Annotated in this window: 20 protein-coding genes and 1 riboswitch; of the genes, 12 read left to right on the top strand and 8 right to left on the bottom strand. The window is 35.5% G+C overall.

Annotated elements, in window-relative coordinates; translation table 11 throughout:
* Position 1 precedes the first annotated feature (1 nt).
* Positions 2 to 3,103: an efflux RND transporter permease subunit gene (locus E6C50_RS01440; protein ID WP_136401423.1), complete on the top strand. Its 3,102-nt coding sequence runs from the start codon at positions 2 to 4 to the stop codon at positions 3,101 to 3,103.
* A gap of 37 nt (positions 3,104 to 3,140) precedes the next feature.
* Here E6C50_RS01440 and thiD read toward each other — a convergent pair whose 3' ends face one another.
* Positions 3,141 to 4,004 carry a bifunctional hydroxymethylpyrimidine kinase/phosphomethylpyrimidine kinase gene (gene thiD, locus E6C50_RS01435; RefSeq protein WP_136401422.1) on the bottom strand — a complete coding sequence of 288 codons (864 nt, stop codon included), beginning with the start codon at positions 4,002 to 4,004 and terminating at the stop codon, positions 3,141 to 3,143.
* An 87-nt stretch (positions 4,005 to 4,091) separates the two neighbouring features.
* A riboswitch (TPP riboswitch) is annotated at positions 4,092 to 4,184 on the bottom strand.
* A gap of 195 nt (positions 4,185 to 4,379) precedes the next feature.
* On the opposite strand from thiD, the gene E6C50_RS01430 reads away from it, so the two are divergent.
* The 3 genes from E6C50_RS01430 (at position 4,380) to E6C50_RS01420 (ending at position 6,546) form a co-directional block, all read left to right on the top strand.
* Entirely contained in the window at positions 4,380 to 4,571 is a 192-nt protein-coding gene (locus E6C50_RS01430) for a hypothetical protein (protein WP_136401421.1), read from the top strand.
* Positions 4,572 to 4,651: 80 nt separating this feature from the next.
* Positions 4,652 to 5,326 carry a CPBP family glutamic-type intramembrane protease gene (locus E6C50_RS18060; RefSeq protein ID WP_168732720.1) on the top strand — a complete coding sequence of 225 codons (675 nt, stop codon included), beginning with the start codon at positions 4,652 to 4,654 and terminating at the stop codon, positions 5,324 to 5,326.
* A gap of 20 nt (positions 5,327 to 5,346) precedes the next feature.
* Positions 5,347 to 6,546 (top strand): hypothetical protein, encoded by a 1,200-nt coding sequence (locus E6C50_RS01420; protein WP_136401420.1) that lies wholly within the window; start codon positions 5,347 to 5,349, stop codon positions 6,544 to 6,546.
* A gap of 129 nt (positions 6,547 to 6,675) precedes the next feature.
* Here E6C50_RS01420 and E6C50_RS01415 read toward each other — a convergent pair whose 3' ends face one another.
* Entirely contained in the window at positions 6,676 to 7,236 is a 561-nt protein-coding gene (locus tag E6C50_RS01415) for a hypothetical protein (protein ID WP_136401419.1), read from the bottom strand.
* Between the two features lie 60 nt (positions 7,237 to 7,296).
* Positions 7,297 to 7,599: a hypothetical protein gene (locus tag E6C50_RS01410; protein WP_136401418.1), complete on the bottom strand. Its 303-nt coding sequence runs from the start codon at positions 7,597 to 7,599 to the stop codon at positions 7,297 to 7,299.
* 237 nt (positions 7,600 to 7,836) lie between these two features.
* Between E6C50_RS01410 and E6C50_RS18055 the strand changes: the two genes are divergently transcribed.
* Entirely contained in the window at positions 7,837 to 8,151 is a 315-nt protein-coding gene (locus tag E6C50_RS18055; protein WP_394346673.1) for a DUF6232 family protein, read from the top strand.
* 159 nt (positions 8,152 to 8,310) lie between these two features.
* Here the strand turns inward: E6C50_RS18055 and E6C50_RS01405 are convergent, their stop codons facing one another.
* Together E6C50_RS01405 and E6C50_RS17575 are read right to left on the bottom strand one after the other, a co-directional pair.
* Positions 8,311 to 8,919 carry a hypothetical protein gene (locus tag E6C50_RS01405; protein WP_136401417.1) on the bottom strand — a complete coding sequence of 203 codons (609 nt, stop codon included), beginning with the start codon at positions 8,917 to 8,919 and terminating at the stop codon, positions 8,311 to 8,313.
* A 99-nt stretch (positions 8,920 to 9,018) separates the two neighbouring features.
* The gene (locus E6C50_RS17575; RefSeq protein WP_168732719.1) at positions 9,019 to 9,243 is read right to left on the bottom strand and encodes a SymE family type I addiction module toxin; all 225 of its coding nucleotides are present in this window, start codon (positions 9,241 to 9,243) and stop codon (positions 9,019 to 9,021) included.
* A 157-nt stretch (positions 9,244 to 9,400) separates the two neighbouring features.
* Between E6C50_RS17575 and E6C50_RS01395 the strand changes: the two genes are divergently transcribed.
* The 5 genes from E6C50_RS01395 (at position 9,401) to E6C50_RS01375 (ending at position 13,082) form a co-directional block, all read left to right on the top strand.
* On the top strand, positions 9,401 to 9,865 hold the full coding sequence (locus E6C50_RS01395) for a helix-turn-helix domain-containing protein (protein WP_136401415.1): 465 nt from the start codon (positions 9,401 to 9,403) through the stop codon (positions 9,863 to 9,865).
* Positions 9,866 to 9,901: 36 nt separating this feature from the next.
* Positions 9,902 to 10,387, top strand: coding sequence for an ATP-binding protein (locus tag E6C50_RS01390; protein WP_136401414.1), 486 nt, complete (start codon positions 9,902 to 9,904; stop codon positions 10,385 to 10,387).
* 441 nt (positions 10,388 to 10,828) lie between these two features.
* Positions 10,829 to 11,947, top strand: coding sequence for a hypothetical protein (locus E6C50_RS01385; protein WP_136401413.1), 1,119 nt, complete (start codon positions 10,829 to 10,831; stop codon positions 11,945 to 11,947).
* A 191-nt stretch (positions 11,948 to 12,138) separates the two neighbouring features.
* The gene (locus E6C50_RS01380) at positions 12,139 to 12,324 is read left to right on the top strand and encodes a hypothetical protein (protein WP_136401412.1); all 186 of its coding nucleotides are present in this window, start codon (positions 12,139 to 12,141) and stop codon (positions 12,322 to 12,324) included.
* 383 nt (positions 12,325 to 12,707) lie between these two features.
* Entirely contained in the window at positions 12,708 to 13,082 is a 375-nt protein-coding gene (locus E6C50_RS01375) for a hypothetical protein (RefSeq protein ID WP_136401411.1), read from the top strand.
* A gap of 48 nt (positions 13,083 to 13,130) precedes the next feature.
* Here the strand turns inward: E6C50_RS01375 and E6C50_RS01370 are convergent, their stop codons facing one another.
* The 3 genes from E6C50_RS01370 to E6C50_RS01360 form a co-directional block, all read right to left on the bottom strand.
* On the bottom strand, positions 13,131 to 13,445 hold the full coding sequence (locus E6C50_RS01370) for a hypothetical protein (RefSeq protein WP_136401410.1): 315 nt from the start codon (positions 13,443 to 13,445) through the stop codon (positions 13,131 to 13,133).
* 20 nt (positions 13,446 to 13,465) lie between these two features.
* Complete coding sequence (locus E6C50_RS01365; RefSeq protein WP_136401409.1) at positions 13,466 to 13,915, bottom strand: Panacea domain-containing protein; 450 nt, start codon at positions 13,913 to 13,915, stop codon at positions 13,466 to 13,468.
* A gap of 197 nt (positions 13,916 to 14,112) precedes the next feature.
* Positions 14,113 to 15,288: a proline dehydrogenase family protein gene (locus tag E6C50_RS01360; RefSeq protein ID WP_136401408.1), complete on the bottom strand. Its 1,176-nt coding sequence runs from the start codon at positions 15,286 to 15,288 to the stop codon at positions 14,113 to 14,115.
* Between the two features lie 96 nt (positions 15,289 to 15,384).
* Here E6C50_RS01360 and aroB point away from each other — a divergent pair, with 96 nt between their 5' ends.
* Together aroB and E6C50_RS01350 are read left to right on the top strand one after the other, a co-directional pair.
* Positions 15,385 to 16,452, top strand: coding sequence for a 3-dehydroquinate synthase (gene aroB / locus E6C50_RS01355; protein WP_136402047.1), 1,068 nt, complete (start codon positions 15,385 to 15,387; stop codon positions 16,450 to 16,452).
* Positions 16,453 to 16,759: 307 nt separating this feature from the next.
* Positions 16,760 to 18,166 (top strand): arginine decarboxylase, encoded by a 1,407-nt coding sequence (locus tag E6C50_RS01350; RefSeq protein WP_136401407.1) that lies wholly within the window; start codon positions 16,760 to 16,762, stop codon positions 18,164 to 18,166.
* Positions 18,167 to 18,199: the final 33 nt, after the last annotated feature.

The raw sequence follows: 18,199 nt of genomic DNA, 5'->3' as shown, positions 1-18,199 counted from the left end.
TATGAATAAATTTATCCGAAATATTATTGCTTTTTCCCTCAAGAATAAAGCATTTACGTTTTTCTGGGTCGGTATTCTCGCCATTTCCGGGTTTGTCGCCTTTAAAAACATGCCCATCGAGGCCTTTCCCGATGTAACGAATACACAGATCATTATTGTGACCGAATGGAACGGTCGAAGTGCCGAAGAAATTGAACGTTTTGTAACGACTCCTATCGAGATTGCGATGAATTCCGTTCAGAAAAAGACGAGCGTTCGAAGTATTACCATGTTTGGTCTTTCGGTGATCAAAATTATTTTCGAAGATGATGTCGACGACTTTTTTGCCCGTCAGCAGGTCAATAACCAGCTGCGAACCGTTTCGTTACCCGATGGTGTCGATCCGGATGTGCAGCCGCCTTATGGCCCAACCGGGGAAGTATTCCGTTATGTCTTAAAAAGTAAAGATCGGGATACCCGCGACCTCCTAACCTATCAAAACTGGGTAATCGATCGCCAGTTACGTGCCGTTCCGGGTGTAGCCGATATCGTAGCCTTTGGTGGACAGGAAAAAACCTATGAAATTAGTGTCGATCCGGGACGTTTGTCCAAATATAATATTACGCCGTTGGAAGTATTCGACGCTGTAAATAAAAGTAACCTGAACGTTGGTGGCGACGTGATCGAAAAGAACGGCCAGGCTTACGTGGTTCGTGGTGTAGGATTACTGAGTTCGATTGAAGACATTCAGAATATCATCGTAGCCGATGCCGGCGGTAATCCGGTTTTGGTAAAGAACCTGGCCGATGTGGCCGAAAGCTCTTACCCGCGTGTAGGTCAGGTCGGACTGGATAAAAACAGTGATGTTGTAGAAGGTATTATCGTAATGCGAAAAGGAGAAAATCCAAAAGAGGTATTAACCAGTATCAAAGAAAAGATCAACGAGATCAACGAAACGGTATTACCAAAAGACATCAAAATGGTAACGTTTTACGATCGTGACGATCTGATGAACTTTACGACCGCTACGGTAATGCACAACCTGTTTGAAGGAATCATTTTCGTAACCGTGATCGTATTCCTCTTTATGGCCGACTGGCGAACGACGTTAACCGTAGCCATCATTATCCCGCTATCGCTCCTTTTTGCCTTCCTGTGTTTGAAGTTAAAAGGAATGAGTGCCAACCTACTGTCACTCGGTGCGGTCGATTTCGGGATCATCATTGACGGGGCCGTCGTAATGGTCGAAGGTATCTTTGTGACACTCGATCACCTCGCCCATAAAAAAGGAATGAAAGCCTATAATAAACTGGCTATCGGTAGTGTGATTAAAAAAACCGGTACAGAAATGGGGAAAGCGATTTTCTTCTCCAAATTGATCATTATCACCGCCTTGATTCCGATTTTCTCCTTCCAGAAAGTTGAAGGTAAAATGTTTGCTCCGTTAGCGTATACACTTGGATTCGCATTATTAGGCGCGCTTATTTTTACCCTGACACTGGTTCCGGTATTGTCGCACATCTTATTAAATAAAAACGTAAAAGAAAAGAACAATCCGTTTGTAAATTTCTGGAATCGGATTGTAGAAAAATCGTTTAATTTCACGTTCAAACACAAACAAAAAACCCTTTTTGTCTCCATTGCCTTTATGGTCATTACCTTTATTTCGGCGAAATTCTTAGGAACCGAATTCCTGCCGCAGTTAAACGAAGGCGCCTTATGGGTAACTGCCGAAATGCCAATTAGTACTTCCCTACCGGAAAGTAACAAAATCTCGGCCGAAATCCGAACCATACTGGGAAGTTTCCCGGAAGTGGAACAGGTACTTTCGCAAACCGGGCGTAGTAATGACGGAACGGATCCAAATGGTTTCGGTTTCGCGCAATTCCAGGTGGATTTATATCCTAAAAAAGAATGGAAACGTAATATCAGTCAGGAAGAGCTGATTGATCAAATGGATACCAAATTAAAACAGATTCAAGGGATTACCTATAATTATTCCCAACCGGTTATCGATAACGTAGCCGAAGCCGTTGCCGGATTTAAGGCATCCAATGCCGTAAAAATTTATGGTGAAGATCTGAATAAACTGGATGAACTGGCAGCAAAAGTACTCGCTCAAATTAAAGATATCGACGGAATTAAAGACGTTGGAATCCTTCGAAACGTAGGACAACCGGAAGTGAGCGTAATCCTGGATCGTGGTAAAATGGCCGCTTATGGCGTTACCCTTGCCGATGCGCAAGCTGTATTGGAAATGGCTTTTGGTGGAAAAACCGCTACTCAGAAATACGAAGGTGAAAAGAAATTTGACGTTCGGGTTCGTTATACCAAAGAATATCGAAAAGACGAAAAAGACTTGGGAGAACTTAAGGTTCCTACAATCGACGGGGTTAAAATTCCGCTTAAAGAAATTGCCGTTGTAAAAAAGATTACCGGTCCAGCGTTTATTTACCGTGATAATACCAAGCGTTTTATCGCTGTTAAATTCTCGGTCCGCGATCGTGACCTGGGTAGTACTATTGCCGATGCACAAGCGATTGTCAATAAAAACGTGGAACTTCCAAACGGTTACCATTTCGGTTGGACCGGTGAATTTGAAAATCAGGTTCGTGCCACACAACGTTTGAGTCAGGTAGTACCTATTAGTTTGATCGGAATCTTTGTGTTACTATTTATTATGTTCGGAAATATAAAAGATTCCCTACTCGTATTAGCGAACGTTCCGTTTGCCGTGATTGGTGGTATTATTGCCTTACACCTTACCGGAATTAATTTTGGTATTTCGGCCGGAGTTGGCTTTATCGCATTGTTCGGAATCTGTATTCAGAACGGCGTAATCCTGATATCCGAATTCCATAAGAACCTTAAGGAAAAAATGGATCTCAACACGTCGATCATGGAAGCGGTAAAAATCAGAACCCGTCCGGTAGTGATGACCGCCTTAATGGCTTCTATCGGATTATTACCGGCAGCAACATCAACCGGAATTGGTTCGGAATCGCAAAAACCGCTGGCCATTGTGATCATCGGTGGATTGATGACCGCTACCGTACTGACGTTATTGGTATTCCCGATTATATTTTGGGTATTTAACCGTAAAAAACATCAGCCAATAGACTGATTGTAAATAGCTTTTTATTTTTTATTTGTTATTTTGGTTATTTGGGAGAAGCCTCGTTATTGTAACGAGGTTTTTCTTTTTTAACCCTTTGCTGCGGCTCAAAAAAATGATTTAACGGACCATTCCCCTTTCCTATCGCAACATCGGCACCTTCTGCTATTGCCCGATGTACATACTGTTGCGCCAGACTAACGGCGTCGGATAAATTTTCTCCTAGCGCCAGATAACCCGCAATAGCAGCCGACAAAGTACAACCGGAACCATGCATGTTGTTTGTCATAATTTTTTCGGAAGTATAGGTGACTATTACACCTTGTCGATCCCATAAAAGGGAAGTCAGCTCATTGGTAGGCAAATGCCCGCCTTTTAGTAATAAATGCCGGCAACCTTTCTGCATGATCATCGCTCCTGCCCGATACATTTCCGCGACATTAGTAATTGCATTTCCGGTTAAAACAGCCGCCTCATCCAGATTGGGCGTGATCAATGTTGCCAATGGAAAAAGCTCCGATACAATTTTGTCGATTGTCGCAGGTTCGATCAGGCGATGCCCACTGGTTGCGACCATTACCGGATCGAAAACCACCGGAATATCCGGATATTGTTGAAGTATAGCCGCAATAACGGCTACGAGTTCCTGTGTATGCACCATTCCAATTTTGATTGCATCCGGACGAATGTCTTCCAGTATCGTTTGCAATTGTAAGGCTACAATTTCAGGCGGAATACTGTGAATGGCTTTTACACCACCTGTATTTTGTACCGGTAATGCTGTTAACACAGAGGTTGGATAACATCCCAGAGCGTTAATTGTATTCGTGTCGCCTTGTATTCCGGCACCACCGCTTCCATCGAATCCGGCTATGGTTAAGACTACCGGATAGGTATATTTTTTTTTCATGCTATTTACTATTGCGTACCACTCCGATTGTTCGGGCGGTTTTAATGGATACTAAAACGGCAATAGTTGTCCCGATTAAGACAAATAAAAAGAAGCTAAACTTTTCCCTACGCCGGTGTTAACCGGATCAGGTTCAAAGGGACTCTCTCAATTCTTTTCAGAATACCCCTAAAGCCGTGGTAAATGTAGTGTAAAACTACGCAAATATACTCAAAATGAGTATTAATCATTTTTCTGTCTTTTACTACCACAAAAATGTTTTAATTTTAAGAAACTGTCATGTCCCTATATACTTCCTCACTTTTACCTTGTATTTCAAAATGCAGGTATAGCCTACCCCAAATACCAATAGAAATCTTTTAAAATAAGCTAATAATGAGTAAACACAAGCAAAATCCAAGTTTAGAGACTTTTAAAAAAATGGCTCTTAATACACAAAGCGATGTCGTTTTAAAACATATAAATGGCGGTTTGGAAAATTTATGGGATTGCCATGGTATTTGGGGAAAGGTTGGAAAAACTGCCCGGGAATGGGGCGAATTTTTAGACAAACATCCTAAGTTGTAAACTCCATTCAAGGTTTAAAACAGTATGTCTTTATACATTCTATAATCTTAAAACAATATGATTACATTAAAATATTTTGTTTGGTTTGGTTTGTTTTATTTCCTTCAAAAGAATTTAACGTCTCAAACGATATAAAAGATAAAATAAATGGCATACTGATTTTACTTCTTTTAAACTTTGTTTTTTTGCTATTTAGTTCCCTCTTAATAGAATTCTTGTTGCCAAATGTTTACTCGGCTTATACATGTGAAGATGGTTTTAAATGGCTCTTTTTATTTCCTGCAATTATTGCTCCAGTACGGGAAGAAATTCTCTTTCGGCTTTGGTTAAAATATAGTCGCATTAATTTATCCTTCTTTTTGGGTATGCTAACATCCGTTCTAATACTACTAATTTTATCTGAAATCTTATTCGATAATTGGATTCCAAACACGTTGGCTATTTTATCAGGAGTTACGGTTTTCATTTGCTCTTTTGTATTCTTAAAAAAATACGATCCTTTTTTTGACTATTTTTTTAAAAGACATTTGAGATTATTTGTTATTTTCAGTGTGATCTCCTTTGGTTATCTGCACTTACTAAACTTTAAAATAACCCGGGAAATTCTTTTTTTCAGTCCGTTATTATTGCTTCCTTATTTTATGGCCGGCTTTATTTTTAGTTATATCCGGTTATACTTCGGTTTTATTTATAGTGTAATGGCACATATAGTAATGAACTTGCTGGGAACCTCAATCTTATTATTATTTCGATAATGCAATAATCATACGCAGTCATGAACAATTCTATCTATAAAATAATCAAACCATTATTAATTGAGAATTCCTATGAGCTCATCAATTCGGTAAAAATATTGCTCTTTAAAGAAAATCAATCCATTTTTGATTTGATCGATTTTAATGATGAAGCAATATACTGCGATCCTTTTATATTTATGTATGTCAAAAACAGGGAGCAAGTTTTAGAGAATATCATTATTGGCTATGCAAAAAATAACATGGAAATTGAGATCACTACTGATGAATTTGGTAGAATTTATATTCCAAATGTTGGCTGGCTACATACTTCTTATAAGAAAACTCGTTTAAAATTACATGGAAAAGAGCTAAAACTATCAAAAAATGATCGCCTGATTCATTTTAAACACGAACCGATTTACCATATTGAAAACACTAAAATAGAGTTATTGAAATATAATCTTGCTTCGCTAAAACCTTTTTACTGTGATTCCGAAGGAATACCTTTAGATGTTGAAATCCATGAAATATCTAAACGCCACATTGAAAATATAACAAAAGAATATAATCTGATTAAAACAAACGTCCCGACGCAATTTGAATTAATTGAAGAGTATGCTCCAAAATGTGTCATTTTTAATATTGATTCTTATAAAAGAAATTCATTTGCAACATTCGCAGCGAACGGTATTTGCTTTTTTAATGCCTATCAGGATGACTACAATGAAGTCTTTTTTATTGATGATATTGCACATCAATCTGGTCATGTCATTTTTAATACCTTAACATATGACATTACTAAATTTTTAAAAATAAGTAGTACTACCATTCTTGAAACCATAAACTTACCCAGTGGTATTCCTGTTGAAAAAAGGAGTGTGCATATAGTTTTTCATGCACTATACACCTATTATACCACTTTTATATGTCTTGATGCTTGTATAAGTAATAATGCTTTCGAAAAGAAACAACAACATGAAGCGATCGGAAGAATCGCTTTTTATCTAAATAAATGTTATAACGATTTACTGTTGATTGATAATCCCATTAGCTCCGAAATAAAATCGAATCTGATATTTACCAAAATTGGTTTGAAAATTTACAAGGAAATCAAAAATAAATGGTCAGAAATCTTTTATAAGTGGCATAGCAAAATAGTAACTTTTGATATGACTAATCAACCCTACAATTTTACGTATTCAAAATTTTTAGAATTAAATCCATTAACAAGCGAATGACAAAAAATCATAATACATTTATTTTTCTCAATTCTTTTCAGAATACCCCCTAAAGCCATGATAAATGTAGTCTAAATATTTTACACCTGACAGGTTTTAGAAACCTGTCAGGTGTTGCAGTTCAAAATTTTAAAAACTATAACTTATAAAAAGATGGTATCCCGTTTCTTTTTTTCGGGGAACTGAATAACTGAAATCGAGTTTGATACTTTTTAATTTATCTTTTATAGTAATCGTTTTAGTAATATGATTTATAAAGTATTCATTTCCATCTTCATTTGTATCGGTTTTAATATAACGCGCCAATTCTTCATATTGCTTTGAAAGTCTATTGTATTCATACTGTAAATCCTCTAGTGTTTGAAATTTTAAATTTTGAACAACCTGATATATCCCATATTTGATCTTACCATCTCTTTGAATAATCTTAATTTCTCCAGCTACGATTTTGGATTTTACGGCTTTGTTTTCCGTAAATTCCGTAAGAAATATTGTTTCTTTATCCTGAAAATCAGGAATGTCTCTTACAAATTTTTCAAACTTCAAGTTGGAACTTTCTATCATTTTATCGGGTACTAATTCTAACTTCAAATCCAGAAACAATTTGCTTAATTCTTTATTGATATTGTCCTGTGCGTGTACAAACGAATGACACACGACTATTAAAATGACGGCTATTATTTTTTTCATATGGTTTACTGCCTTATTCGTAAAAGTCAGGTAAATTATTTGATCAAATTAAAAACGAAATTATTTTTTATTCGTTCGGGCTACTATTTTGATCTGATTCGTACCTTTTTCGATACCAATCTTTACCGGTTTTTGTTCGCGGTAACTACGGGTAAGCCCGTCCAAAAGTTGCGTAAAGTTTTTCTCCTTTTCAGACAAATAGAAAACCTGCGCACTAATGCCAAGTGCCACTCTGATATCGGCTTGCTCCGAATCTTTATCCAGATCCGACACTACAATAGGATCGTACCAAATAAGTTCCGGATTGACTTTCGAACAAGACAGATTGACCAGTAGTAAAAGTATAAAAATGTAGTTTCTCATTTTGAAAAATTTAAAAAGAGACCTTCAAAAATAATGCCTTTTATTAAATATTTCTCAACATGAAGAAAAAATAAGCAATTCGGTTTTACAAAGATTCTGTTTTATGAATTTCCATAATGAAACTAAAACAAATTTCTCTTCTTTTACCATAATAAACTCTAAAACATTATGAAAGTAACAACAAAAGAGCATTTTTTTTATCGGGATCTTACTGTATCCTTAACATAGTCAAGATATATTGTTGGTGACAAAACCTATGCGTTACACAACATTTCTTCTGTAACCATCAGCAAAATAAAAGAAAGCCGCTTTAACGCTCGGGTAGTAATAATAACGGGGGTAATTGCTTTTTTTATACCGAATGATTTTCAGATAATGATAGGCGGACTTTTACTTGCAATAGGAATTATATGGCATATCAATATTAGAGCTTCATTTACTGTTCGTATCAGTACTAATTCCGGCGAAACAGATAGTATTATTTCGAGCGATGAAGATTATATCAAAAAAATCGTTTCTGCTTTAAATCAAGCGATTATCAACAGAGGATAACCATTAAGCGAATATCATCAAGAAAAAATTACATGTTACATGGCTTTTTCTTGATAAATCATTAAACAACTGTTCATCATAATAGTTGGTTGAACAAAATATATTACATTAAAAATACCTAAAGAAAAAACAAATTCAACAAACAAAATACATCCGAAATTAATAAAGCTGTTCTATAGCGCCTTCTTTAAAAAAAACATTGGCTTCAAAAAATATTTTATCGATTTCTCTGTTAAATGATTTGTACTCCGGATCCTGAGAATACTCCGCGTTATTAAGGGCTATAAAACGGACCACACCACCATCGACATCTTTATAAAAATCGAAAACCTTGAATTTTTCGAACGTATATTGAAATAATAACTGATTATCAACTTGTTTTGAAAAGCTATTGCCATATTTCGTTTTTATATCTGCCGTAGTCAAGCCTTTATAATAAAATCCCAGGATATTGGAAAAAGTCGGTTGAAACGTATACATAAACAGCATTTGCTCTGTTGGCTTTTGCGTCATCCTATACCGTAGCAGTCGCTTCATTTCCGGATTTTTAAAAAAGATATATTCCGGTTCAATCTTATTGAAAACATAGTCGGCATAGGTATAAAAATCAAGTTGCTGTCGGCCTTTATCAAAAGACAATACAAACTTATTGTATTGATAAGGTTTGTCGGTTTCTACTTTTTGTTGTCCATCTAAGTAATAATAATTGGCACATCCTGTAAACAGGAATAAAAATGCCAGCGGTACCATTTTTATTAATTTTTTCATTCTTATGATCAAGCAGGTTATAAACCGTAAAACTACCGAATTAAATCGGTAAGTAATTATTTTTATTTCCCAAAACAGAGAAATAAAAACCGTGATCGTTTACTTTTTTCTAGCGGGCCTTACTTTTGTTATAATTATCCGTCCGGATTCGTACACTACCTGGACATGTCCTCCTATTTTAAAGCCAATTCGCTCCACCCAGCGACCACAAAGTCGGATAAGTGGTAAATTGACATGTTTCTGATAGCGACGCTTGAAATATTGCGGATAAATTTTTAAAATACGGGCATTTTGATTTTCGGTTGTCTTGGTTATCTTTTTCATGGCTTTTATATTTACTATTGAACTACAAAGCACCGAAAAGACCAATAGATAATCTACTCCCCTTCCGGGTAAAAAACGAGACACAAACCGTATCGAACAGCTATAGAGATTATCTTGTCGTTTTACAGTAATTATTAACCTACTAAATATATACGCCATGACTACCACTACATCTGGAAAAGTACATCAGGGACGCAATGTAAAACGCTTCCGCGAAGTACAAGGAATAAAACAGGAAGCGCTCGCCTATGAAATTGGTGAAGACTGGAACCAACAAAAAATTTCATTGCTGGAGCAAAAAGAAACCATCGATAAAGTTCTATTAGAAAAACTCGCCACGGCTTTAAAAGTACCCGTCGAAGCGATCGAAAATTTTGACGAAGATATGACCATGAATATTATATCGAATACTTTTAATAGTAGCGATACTTCTACAATTAACACTAACGGGCATGCTGCAAACCACGATGGCGATGCAAACGGAAGCTATCATCATTGTTCTTTTAATCCGATAGACAAACTGGTCGAATCGTATGAAGAAAACAAAAAACTCTACGAACGCCTACTCGAAACCGAAAAAGAAAAAGTGGCTTTACTTGAAAAGTTGCTCGAAAATAAATAACTTTATACGGCATAATTTTTAGCTAAAACGAATAGGATGAATACTGTAACTGAAAAAATCACTACCAATACAAGAGTTATAAAAAGCCTTTTAGTTAAGTATTCCGACACCTTCAAAGCTTTTAAAGAACTGATCAACAATTCAATACAGGCTAATGCAAAGAATATTAAGATTACTGTTGCCTATGATGATTCCGTGATGGTTAAGTCCGGTATCGAAAAAATTACGATTGAAGATGATGGTCATGGTGTTCCCTATTCGGAATTCAAAAAACGAATTCTGCAAATAGCAACCGATGTAAAAGAAAAAGGTCAGGGAATCGGACGATTTGGTTCTTTTCAGATCGGTGAATTAATGAAAATTGAAACGGTAGCTTTCGATCCGGCAAACCAACAGTTTAGTAAAACATCTTTTGGAATCGATACAATCGATCTGAAAGATATTGAACTGGAGAAAACCGATGTCAAAGTTGATTATCAATATTTAGATAAAAAAAATGCTTCCTCTTATTATAAAGTTTAAATAGAGAATTTACATCATAATGGTCCCAACAATACTCCTAAAAAAAACTTACTCGTAGAAGCTTTTAAGGAAGATAAATTTCCACAAGTCATTTTTGAACATTATCCCTATGAAGTTTTTAATGAAACTATAAATTTTTATGTAAACGGAAAAAAACTAAATAAAAAAGATTTCGTTAAAGGAAAACCGTATCGACAAAAAGTAGACTATACAAATAGAAAAGGTGAAAACTACCTCTTAAACTTCCATTTTTATAACGTTAGTACTTCTTTAAATAAGGTTAAGATTTTCCTACAAACTGAAAATGCCGGAATAAAATCGGTTGCACATGAATTTACTTTTTCATCCGATTGGTACACTCCTGAATTAGGAACCTGGTTTATTTACATCGATTCCAATTTATTTGATAACGATTTATTTCGGAATTTAGATTTAGACTTATTGGGCGAAGAAGAAATTAAAAATCTGAAAAATCAGATAAAAGATACCATCAATACATTTTTTAAGACCCGAAATAAACGGTTTGAAAAATTTGTAGCCACTTTAGAAAACGATAAATACTATCCTTATAAAGAAAAAAAACCAACAACCGATTCGCATGAAATTGTTTTTAAAAAGATAGCCTATTTAATTGAAGATAAGCACAAGATTCTTGAAAAAGATGATTCAATCAGAACTTTTATATTTCCGCTATTGGATAAGGCAATTAGCGATGGTAATATCGAATACATTTTTAGTAAAATTCTTGATCTATCGGACGAAAACCTTACTAAATTTCACGGTCTACTACAAAAAACCGATTTAGAAAATGTAATCCATTTTGCCAGTCAGGTTTCGGATAAATTGGAATTTTTAAATTTTCTTAATGAACTTATTTACGGAGCTATTGCAAAACATTTAAAAGAGCGGAGTCAGTTACATAAGATTGTTGAAAATGAATTATGGCTGTTTGGTGAGAATTACAACGGAACACCTCATTTATGGTCGGACAAAAAAATAGGTGCTATTTTAGAAAAACTCACCACTGAGTATTTGCATTATGAACCAACTCTAAAGGATGAAAATACGATAGAAGAGACTGAAGGGCTTAATAACATTACCGACTTATTTTTTATGAATGAGAAAATAAACGATAATGGCGAACGAGAAATTATGGTCGTTGAATTGAAATCTCCAAAATGTGCTATCGGAAAAAAAGAACTCAATCAAATTGACAGCTATGCTTTTACTATCGAAGAATATCCTTCATTACCATCAGAAAAGGTAAAATATAAACTCTGTTTAGTTTCTTCGAGGTTAACTAAATTTGCCAAATCGCAAGTCAAATCCAGAAGAGAAAGTTATCCAAACCATCCTTTCTTATTCGACAGAAAAACCGAAAAAAACATTGAAGTTTATGTTATGGAATGGTCTGAAATAATTGAACTGAACAAAAGAAAACTTACCTATTTATCCAACCAATTAGAAATAAAAGATAAATCTGTTAAAGATAAATTTGAACAGGAATATGCCACTTTAATCGATCAAAAAATCAATACACAGTTACGACTCATAAAATAAATTGGTTCATCAAAGAATTGAAGCCGCTCTTGGAGTGGCTTTTTGTTTTGCTTTTCACACCTGGCAGGTTTCCAAAACAATCTGGTGTTGCATTATAATACAATTTGCTTTATTTCCTTATGGATTTACGTAAGTGGTACTGGTTTAATTTTTCTTCTTTTACAAATGTAAAATCATTAAAACTTTAAAACATGGATATTACTATAACATTGACAGATGAAGAATTAACGAGTCTAGATAAAAATTTAATTAAAGAATGCTTAGGACTAAACACAGACTCCGATTTAAATGAAGGCTTAGCATCATTAGCAAAAGCATCATTTATGGAGTATGTAAAAATGTTTAAAGAAAAAGGTCTTCCAACAAGAGCTGATTAAATACAACAGGAAAGATTATTTTTTCTTCTTATTTATTACTTTAAAAACCGACTACCTAGTGAAAATGAATTGTCTTCTATATTTCAACTAACACAATCACAAAGTAAAACTTTGTTAAGAAATACAAAGTCTCGTTACAGAACTAAGATCTTCAGTTATATTAACAATACTTTATTAGACATCTTAAATTCTGCAACTCAAGCTAAAACAAATGATCCATATCAGTTCATCTGTACTTCTCCTACAATAATTGAGGAATTAAACTTGATCATTAGTCAGAAAGGGCCAACTTACGAACCAATACAAAAAATAAGAGGATTAGCCAGTAAGTATAGTTGTTCAATTGATACATATGAATTATTACAAAGAGAACTATCTTAATTATGGTAGATTTACTTTCAGCTATTAGTGTATATTTAGTTTTTCTTACTTTTCTTTTTAATTCGATTGAAAAAGAAATACAGAAATCTTTAGACTTAATAAAACCAGAAAAAGAGCAACAAAAGAAATTAAAACAGTACAAAAAAGAAGTAAGGGAAATACTCTTTATAAAGTCATTGCCCATTTCTATCATTTATATTGTTTCATTTTACGTTCTACTTCCTATAACAATAAATATTCTTAAAGAAAGTAGCTTTAATATTATTGATTTTGATGTACTAAATACATTTTTTTTATTTATTGAAGTTGGCTTGTTTGGACTAAGTCTTTATGCTATATCAAAAACATATAAACTTTGTATGAAGTTATATAAGTAATAAGCCACACCTGACAGGTTTTGAAAACCTGTCAGGTGTATATATCTTTCACTCCTTACTTTTTTCCTTCTTCCCACCAGGAAACAAATCAAAAAGTATAATCACCATCATCCCTAAGATCTGAATCGTAGTAGTGGTTAATAAAGTGATCAATACAGAATCACTGAGTTTATAGGTTGCTGTATTGCCTGTAAGTAGTAACATAACCGCCAAAAGCCAAAATGTGATTAGTATTGTAAAAACTTTGGCTAGGATATTTCGTAAGTCGGTCGTTTCGTCATACCGCCTCTTTATAGCGTTAAATAAGGTATTGTTTTCATTTTCGGCTCGGGTAGTATCCAATTCAAGGGGAAACCGGGTCATACTAAAATTATAAATACCCATTATTCGAGCAGCTTCTTATAATACTCTTTAATTAAAGGATCCGGAATTATTAGATTTTCTCCTTTCGGATAGGTTTCAGACCAGGGGGTTCCGTCTTTATGGGTAAGGGCACTCAGATATATGCCATCTTTTTGCCCGTATATTTCCCAAACTTTATCCAAAAAGCGAGCATCTTCATCGGTGATTACTTCAGTTGTATGGCAATTGACAGGCTCTTTGACAAAACTTTTACCATGGTGCTTTAAATTATCATATAAAGAAGGAAAAACCGGGCCATAACGCCATGCCTGTGGTTTTTCGGTCACTAATGGTTCTTTATACTCGAAGGTTTCCAAATACCATCCATAAGAAATATAGACTAGTTTTATCAATTTTAACGGTGTCAATTCTCCGGTAGTGGCATATTTTTTAATAAAGTAGTTGGCAATGGTTGTGGCACTATAACTCATGGCGATTGTATTTAAAGGTTTTATGGCTAATAAAATTATAGTACCTAATTTACGTTTTTTTCAAAGTTTTTACAATTCATTTCCCATATCTACTCACTTTTGTCCTTGCTTGACGTTGCTATACCTGACACGTATTGGAAACCTGTCAGGTGTAGTGGAAATACAACAAAAAAGCCTCCAATTGGAGGCTTTTTAGATTAATTATCTTCTATTTTTCGACGTTTTCTTTCGTTTTTCAGTAAGGTTAACTCCCGACTGGTTTGTCCGGCTACCGAAGTATTTTCTTCCGCACGACGAATCAGGTAGGGCATCACGTCACGAACCGGACCGAATGGTAAATATTTCGATACGTTAAAATCGTTTGCTGCCAGATTATAACTGATATTGTCGCTCATTCCGTATAGCTGACCAAAGAATACACGGGAATCGTGTTTCGGAATATGATGTTCTTCCATTAGCTGCATTAAACGGTATGAACTGTTTTCGTTATGCGTACCGGCAAAAATCGCCATCATGTCAATGTTTTCAATCATATATTGGATCGCACTGTCATAATTGATATCCGTAGCCTCTTTTGATTCACAAATGGGTGATTTATATCCTTTTTCCTCGGCACGTTTGTTTTCTTTCTCCATATAAGCACCGCGGACAATCTTCATTCCAATATGAAATCCTTCGGCTTTTGCTTCTGCGTGTAGTTTTTTCAGGTAATCCAGACGATCCCAACGATACATTTGTAACGTATTATAGATAATCGCTTTTTCTTTGTTGTATTTACGCATCATATCGGCAACCAACGCATCGGCAGCATCCTGCATCCAACTTTCCTCACCGTCAATCAATAAGGCCACATCTTTTTCGTAGGCCGTACGACAAACTTTTTCAAAACGCGCTACTACTCTATCCCATTCGGATTGCTCTTCCGGTGTTAGCTGTTTTTTCTCTCCTAATTTTTCATACAGGAAAAAACGTCCCAATCCGGTTGGTTTAAATACCGCAAACGGAATTGCTTCACGTTCTTTAGCAAATTCAATGGTTTTTAAGGTCATTTCCAAGGCCGCATCAAACTGTGCTTCGTCCTCTTTTCCTTCTACGGAATAATCCAATACAGAAGTCACGCCTTTGGTAAACATTTTGTCCACTACTTTCAGACAGTCATCTTCACTTACACCACCACAAAAATGATCAAATACCGTAGCCCGGATTAATCCTTCTACCGGTAAATGGGCCTTTAGAGCAAAATTAGTCACCGCGGTTCCTATTTTTACCAAAGGTTCATTGTCAATCATTTTAAAAAGAAAATAAGCTCGGTCAAGCTCCGTGTCGCTTTTTAGTGCAAAAGCAACCTGTGTGTTGTTAAATATTTTTTCCATTGTCGTTTGAAAATCTATGTGCAAATATAGCCACAGTTTAAGAATATATCATAAAAAATGACGATTTTTGCCATTGAATTATCAACTTTTCAAGCGATGCAAACAATCCAGGCCAACGGTTATTCCATCTATTTTAACGAAAACTGCTATACATTTTTAAGTGAAACGCTTTATAAGGAAGCGTATTCGAAAATTTTTATCGTAGTCGACAGTGAAACAGCAAATTACTGTATGCCGGATTTTTTAGCCAATCTTGCTACCGAAATCCCGATTGAGATCATCGAATTCGAAGCCGGAGAGGTCTATAAAAACATCGAAACCTGTACCCATATCTGGCAGGCGCTAACCGAATTGGGTGCCGATCGGAAGAGTATCATTATTAATGTAGGCGGTGGCGTGGTGACCGATTTGGGCGGATTTGTCGCTAGTACCTATAAAAGAGGAATCGATTTTATTAATGTACCGACTACCCTATTGGCGATGGTCGATGCTTCTGTGGGTGGTAAAAACGGTGTTGACCTTGGAAATCTTAAAAATCAGGTGGGTGTGATTCAGAATCCGATCGCGGTTCTAATCGATACGCATTATCTGGAAACCTTACCGCAAAGTCAGATGCGTTCCGGACTGGCTGAAATGCTTAAACACGGGTTGATTCAGGATCGTGCCTATTGGACCAAATTCGGGGATCTCTCCAGTCTGGATACCGACGATTTAAATGAATTAATTCATCAATCGGTGATTATTAAAAATAATGTGGTTACGCAGGATCCGACAGAAAAAGGATTGCGCAAAGCCTTGAATTTCGGACATACCTTAGGACACGCAATCGAAAGTTATTTTCTTGAAAATGAAAACAAGGAAACACTCCTTCACGGTGAAGCTATTGCTATTGGAATGATACTGGAAAGCTATTTGTCACTCGAAAAAGAGTTGTTGACCGAAAATGAATACCAGGAAATAAAAAGTGTCATTGCCGATATTTATCCAGCGGTTCCTTTTACCGAAAAGGACATCGAAAATTGTATCGATTTGCTGATTCACGACAAGAAAAATGAATTCGGAAAAGTGAAGTTTGCACTTTTAAACGGAATCGGTGCCGTAAAAATCGACGAAGAGATCGAAAATGACCTGATTTATAAGGCTTTTGACGATTATAAAAACTAAGATTTTTTTAATAAAAATTGTTTTTAAAAACGAGCTATTATTTTTTACATTTGTCGCGATGAAAAATAGTCAGAATCCTCATATCCCCAATAGCGGAAACACCCGGAAAAACAGATCCTTGTCCAAAATGCAACGGATTATTTTTTCTATTAAAAGTGTCCGTAATTTTGACATTTTCCTTTTTACCAATCCGCTGCATGAAAAACTGCAGATTATGTACGCTAATATTAGAGTTTGAAAAGTGCGTTATACTAAGGAATCTTTTTTTAAAGAATTTATTATTATAACCTAAAAAGCACTTATTAAAATGAACACAAAATATTACGACCTGATCAACCAGACTTTCTATTTTCCTCAGGAGGAATTTACATTAAATAAAGACAACCTTCAGTTTCACAATATCGATTTGATGAAATTGGTTGAACAATACGGTACGCCGTTAAAGTTTACGTATTTGCCACAGATTTCCAACAACATTAATAAAGCCAAAGGATGGTTCCGTAAGGCTATGGAAAAACACAAATACGAAGGGAAATATTACTATTGCTATTGCACCAAAAGTTCACACTTCGAATTTGTGATGAACGAGGCTTTTAAAAACAATATTCATATCGAAACGTCTTCGGCTTTCGACGTGAATATCGTGGAAAACCTAATGACACAAGGTAAAATCAACAAAAACACCTATGTTGTTTGTAACGGTTTTAAACGTGAACAATATATTGATAATATTGCAAAACTGATCAACAACGGTCATTCGAAAACGATTCCGGTAATCGACAATTATGAAGAATTGGATTTATTACAGGAAAAAATCGAAGGTAAGTTTAAAATCGGTATCCGTATTGCGGCTGAGGAAGAACCAAAATTCGAGTTCTATACCTCTCGTTTGGGAATCGGTTATAAAAACATCGTTCCGTTTTACAGAAAGCAAATTCAGGAAAACAAGAATGTGGAACTAAAAATGTTGCACTTCTTTATCAACACCGGTATCCGCGATACGGCCTACTACTGGAATGAGCTTTTAAAATGTATGAAAGTATACATCGCATTAAAAAAAGAATGCCCTACTTTAGACAGTCTTAATATTGGCGGTGGTTTCCCTATTAAAAATTCTTTGGCTTTCGAATACGATTATGAATATATGATCAGCGAAATCCTAAACCAAATCAAAATTGCATGTGACGATGCCGATGTTCCGGTACCGCATATTTTTACCGAGTTTGGTTCGTTTACCGTTGGAGAATCCGGAGGTGCAATCTACCAAGTGTTATATCAGAAACAACAAAATGACCGTGAAAAATGGAACATGATCGATTCGTCTTTCATTACCACTTTACCGGATACCTGGGCAATTAACAAGCGTTTTGTTATGATGGCCGTGAACCGTTGGAACGATACCTACGAACGGGTATTATTAGGTGGATTAACCTGTGACAGCGACGATTATTACAATTCTGAACAACATATGAACGCGGTTTACCTTCCGAAATACAACAAAGAAAAACCATTGTATATCGGTTTCTTTAATACCGGAGCGTATCAGGAAACGATTGGTGGTTTCGGAGGTCTACACCACTGTCTGATTCCACAACCGAAACATATCCTGATCGACCGGGATGAAAATGGCATTGTAGCTACCGAAGTATTTTCGGAACAACAAACTGCCGATGAGGTATTGAAGATTTTAGGGTACGAGAAAAAAGAAAAATAAATTCAGTATGTTTGACTTTTCTACAAAAGCAGA

The sequence above is a fragment of the Flavobacterium supellecticarium genome (assembly GCF_004801375.1).
GTDB classification, from domain to species: domain Bacteria; phylum Bacteroidota; class Bacteroidia; order Flavobacteriales; family Flavobacteriaceae; genus Flavobacterium; species Flavobacterium supellecticarium.
This window is presented reverse-complemented; position numbering and strand designations above follow the sequence as displayed.

Coding starts and splice junctions, on each gene's coding strand:
- E6C50_RS01395 (WP_136401415.1), top strand. CDS start 9,401: ATGACTACCACTACATCTGGAAAAGTACATCAGGGACGCAATGTAAAA.
- E6C50_RS01410 (WP_136401418.1), bottom strand. CDS start 7,599: ATGAGAAACTACATTTTTATACTTTTACTACTGGTCAATCTGTCTTGT.
- E6C50_RS01370 (WP_136401410.1), bottom strand. CDS start 13,445: ATGACCCGGTTTCCCCTTGAATTGGATACTACCCGAGCCGAAAATGAA.
- E6C50_RS01360 (WP_136401408.1), bottom strand. CDS start 15,288: ATGGAAAAAATATTTAACAACACACAGGTTGCTTTTGCACTAAAAAGC.
- E6C50_RS01350 (WP_136401407.1), top strand. CDS start 16,760: ATGAACACAAAATATTACGACCTGATCAACCAGACTTTCTATTTTCCT.
- E6C50_RS17575 (WP_168732719.1), bottom strand. CDS start 9,243: ATGAAAAAGATAACCAAGACAACCGAAAATCAAAATGCCCGTATTTTA.
- E6C50_RS01405 (WP_136401417.1), bottom strand. CDS start 8,919: ATGAAAAAATTAATAAAAATGGTACCGCTGGCATTTTTATTCCTGTTT.
- E6C50_RS01380 (WP_136401412.1), top strand. CDS start 12,139: ATGGATATTACTATAACATTGACAGATGAAGAATTAACGAGTCTAGAT.
- thiD (WP_136401422.1), bottom strand. CDS start 4,004: ATGAAAAAAAAATATACCTATCCGGTAGTCTTAACCATAGCCGGATTC.
- E6C50_RS01420 (WP_136401420.1), top strand. CDS start 5,347: ATGAACAATTCTATCTATAAAATAATCAAACCATTATTAATTGAGAAT.
- E6C50_RS01365 (WP_136401409.1), bottom strand. CDS start 13,915: ATGAGTTATAGTGCCACAACCATTGCCAACTACTTTATTAAAAAATAT.
- aroB (WP_136402047.1), top strand. CDS start 15,385: ATGCAAACAATCCAGGCCAACGGTTATTCCATCTATTTTAACGAAAAC.
- E6C50_RS01440 (WP_136401423.1), top strand. CDS start 2: ATGAATAAATTTATCCGAAATATTATTGCTTTTTCCCTCAAGAATAAA.
- E6C50_RS01390 (WP_136401414.1), top strand. CDS start 9,902: ATGAATACTGTAACTGAAAAAATCACTACCAATACAAGAGTTATAAAA.
- E6C50_RS01375 (WP_136401411.1), top strand. CDS start 12,708: ATGGTAGATTTACTTTCAGCTATTAGTGTATATTTAGTTTTTCTTACT.
- E6C50_RS01415 (WP_136401419.1), bottom strand. CDS start 7,236: ATGAAAAAAATAATAGCCGTCATTTTAATAGTCGTGTGTCATTCGTTT.
- E6C50_RS01430 (WP_136401421.1), top strand. CDS start 4,380: ATGAGTAAACACAAGCAAAATCCAAGTTTAGAGACTTTTAAAAAAATG.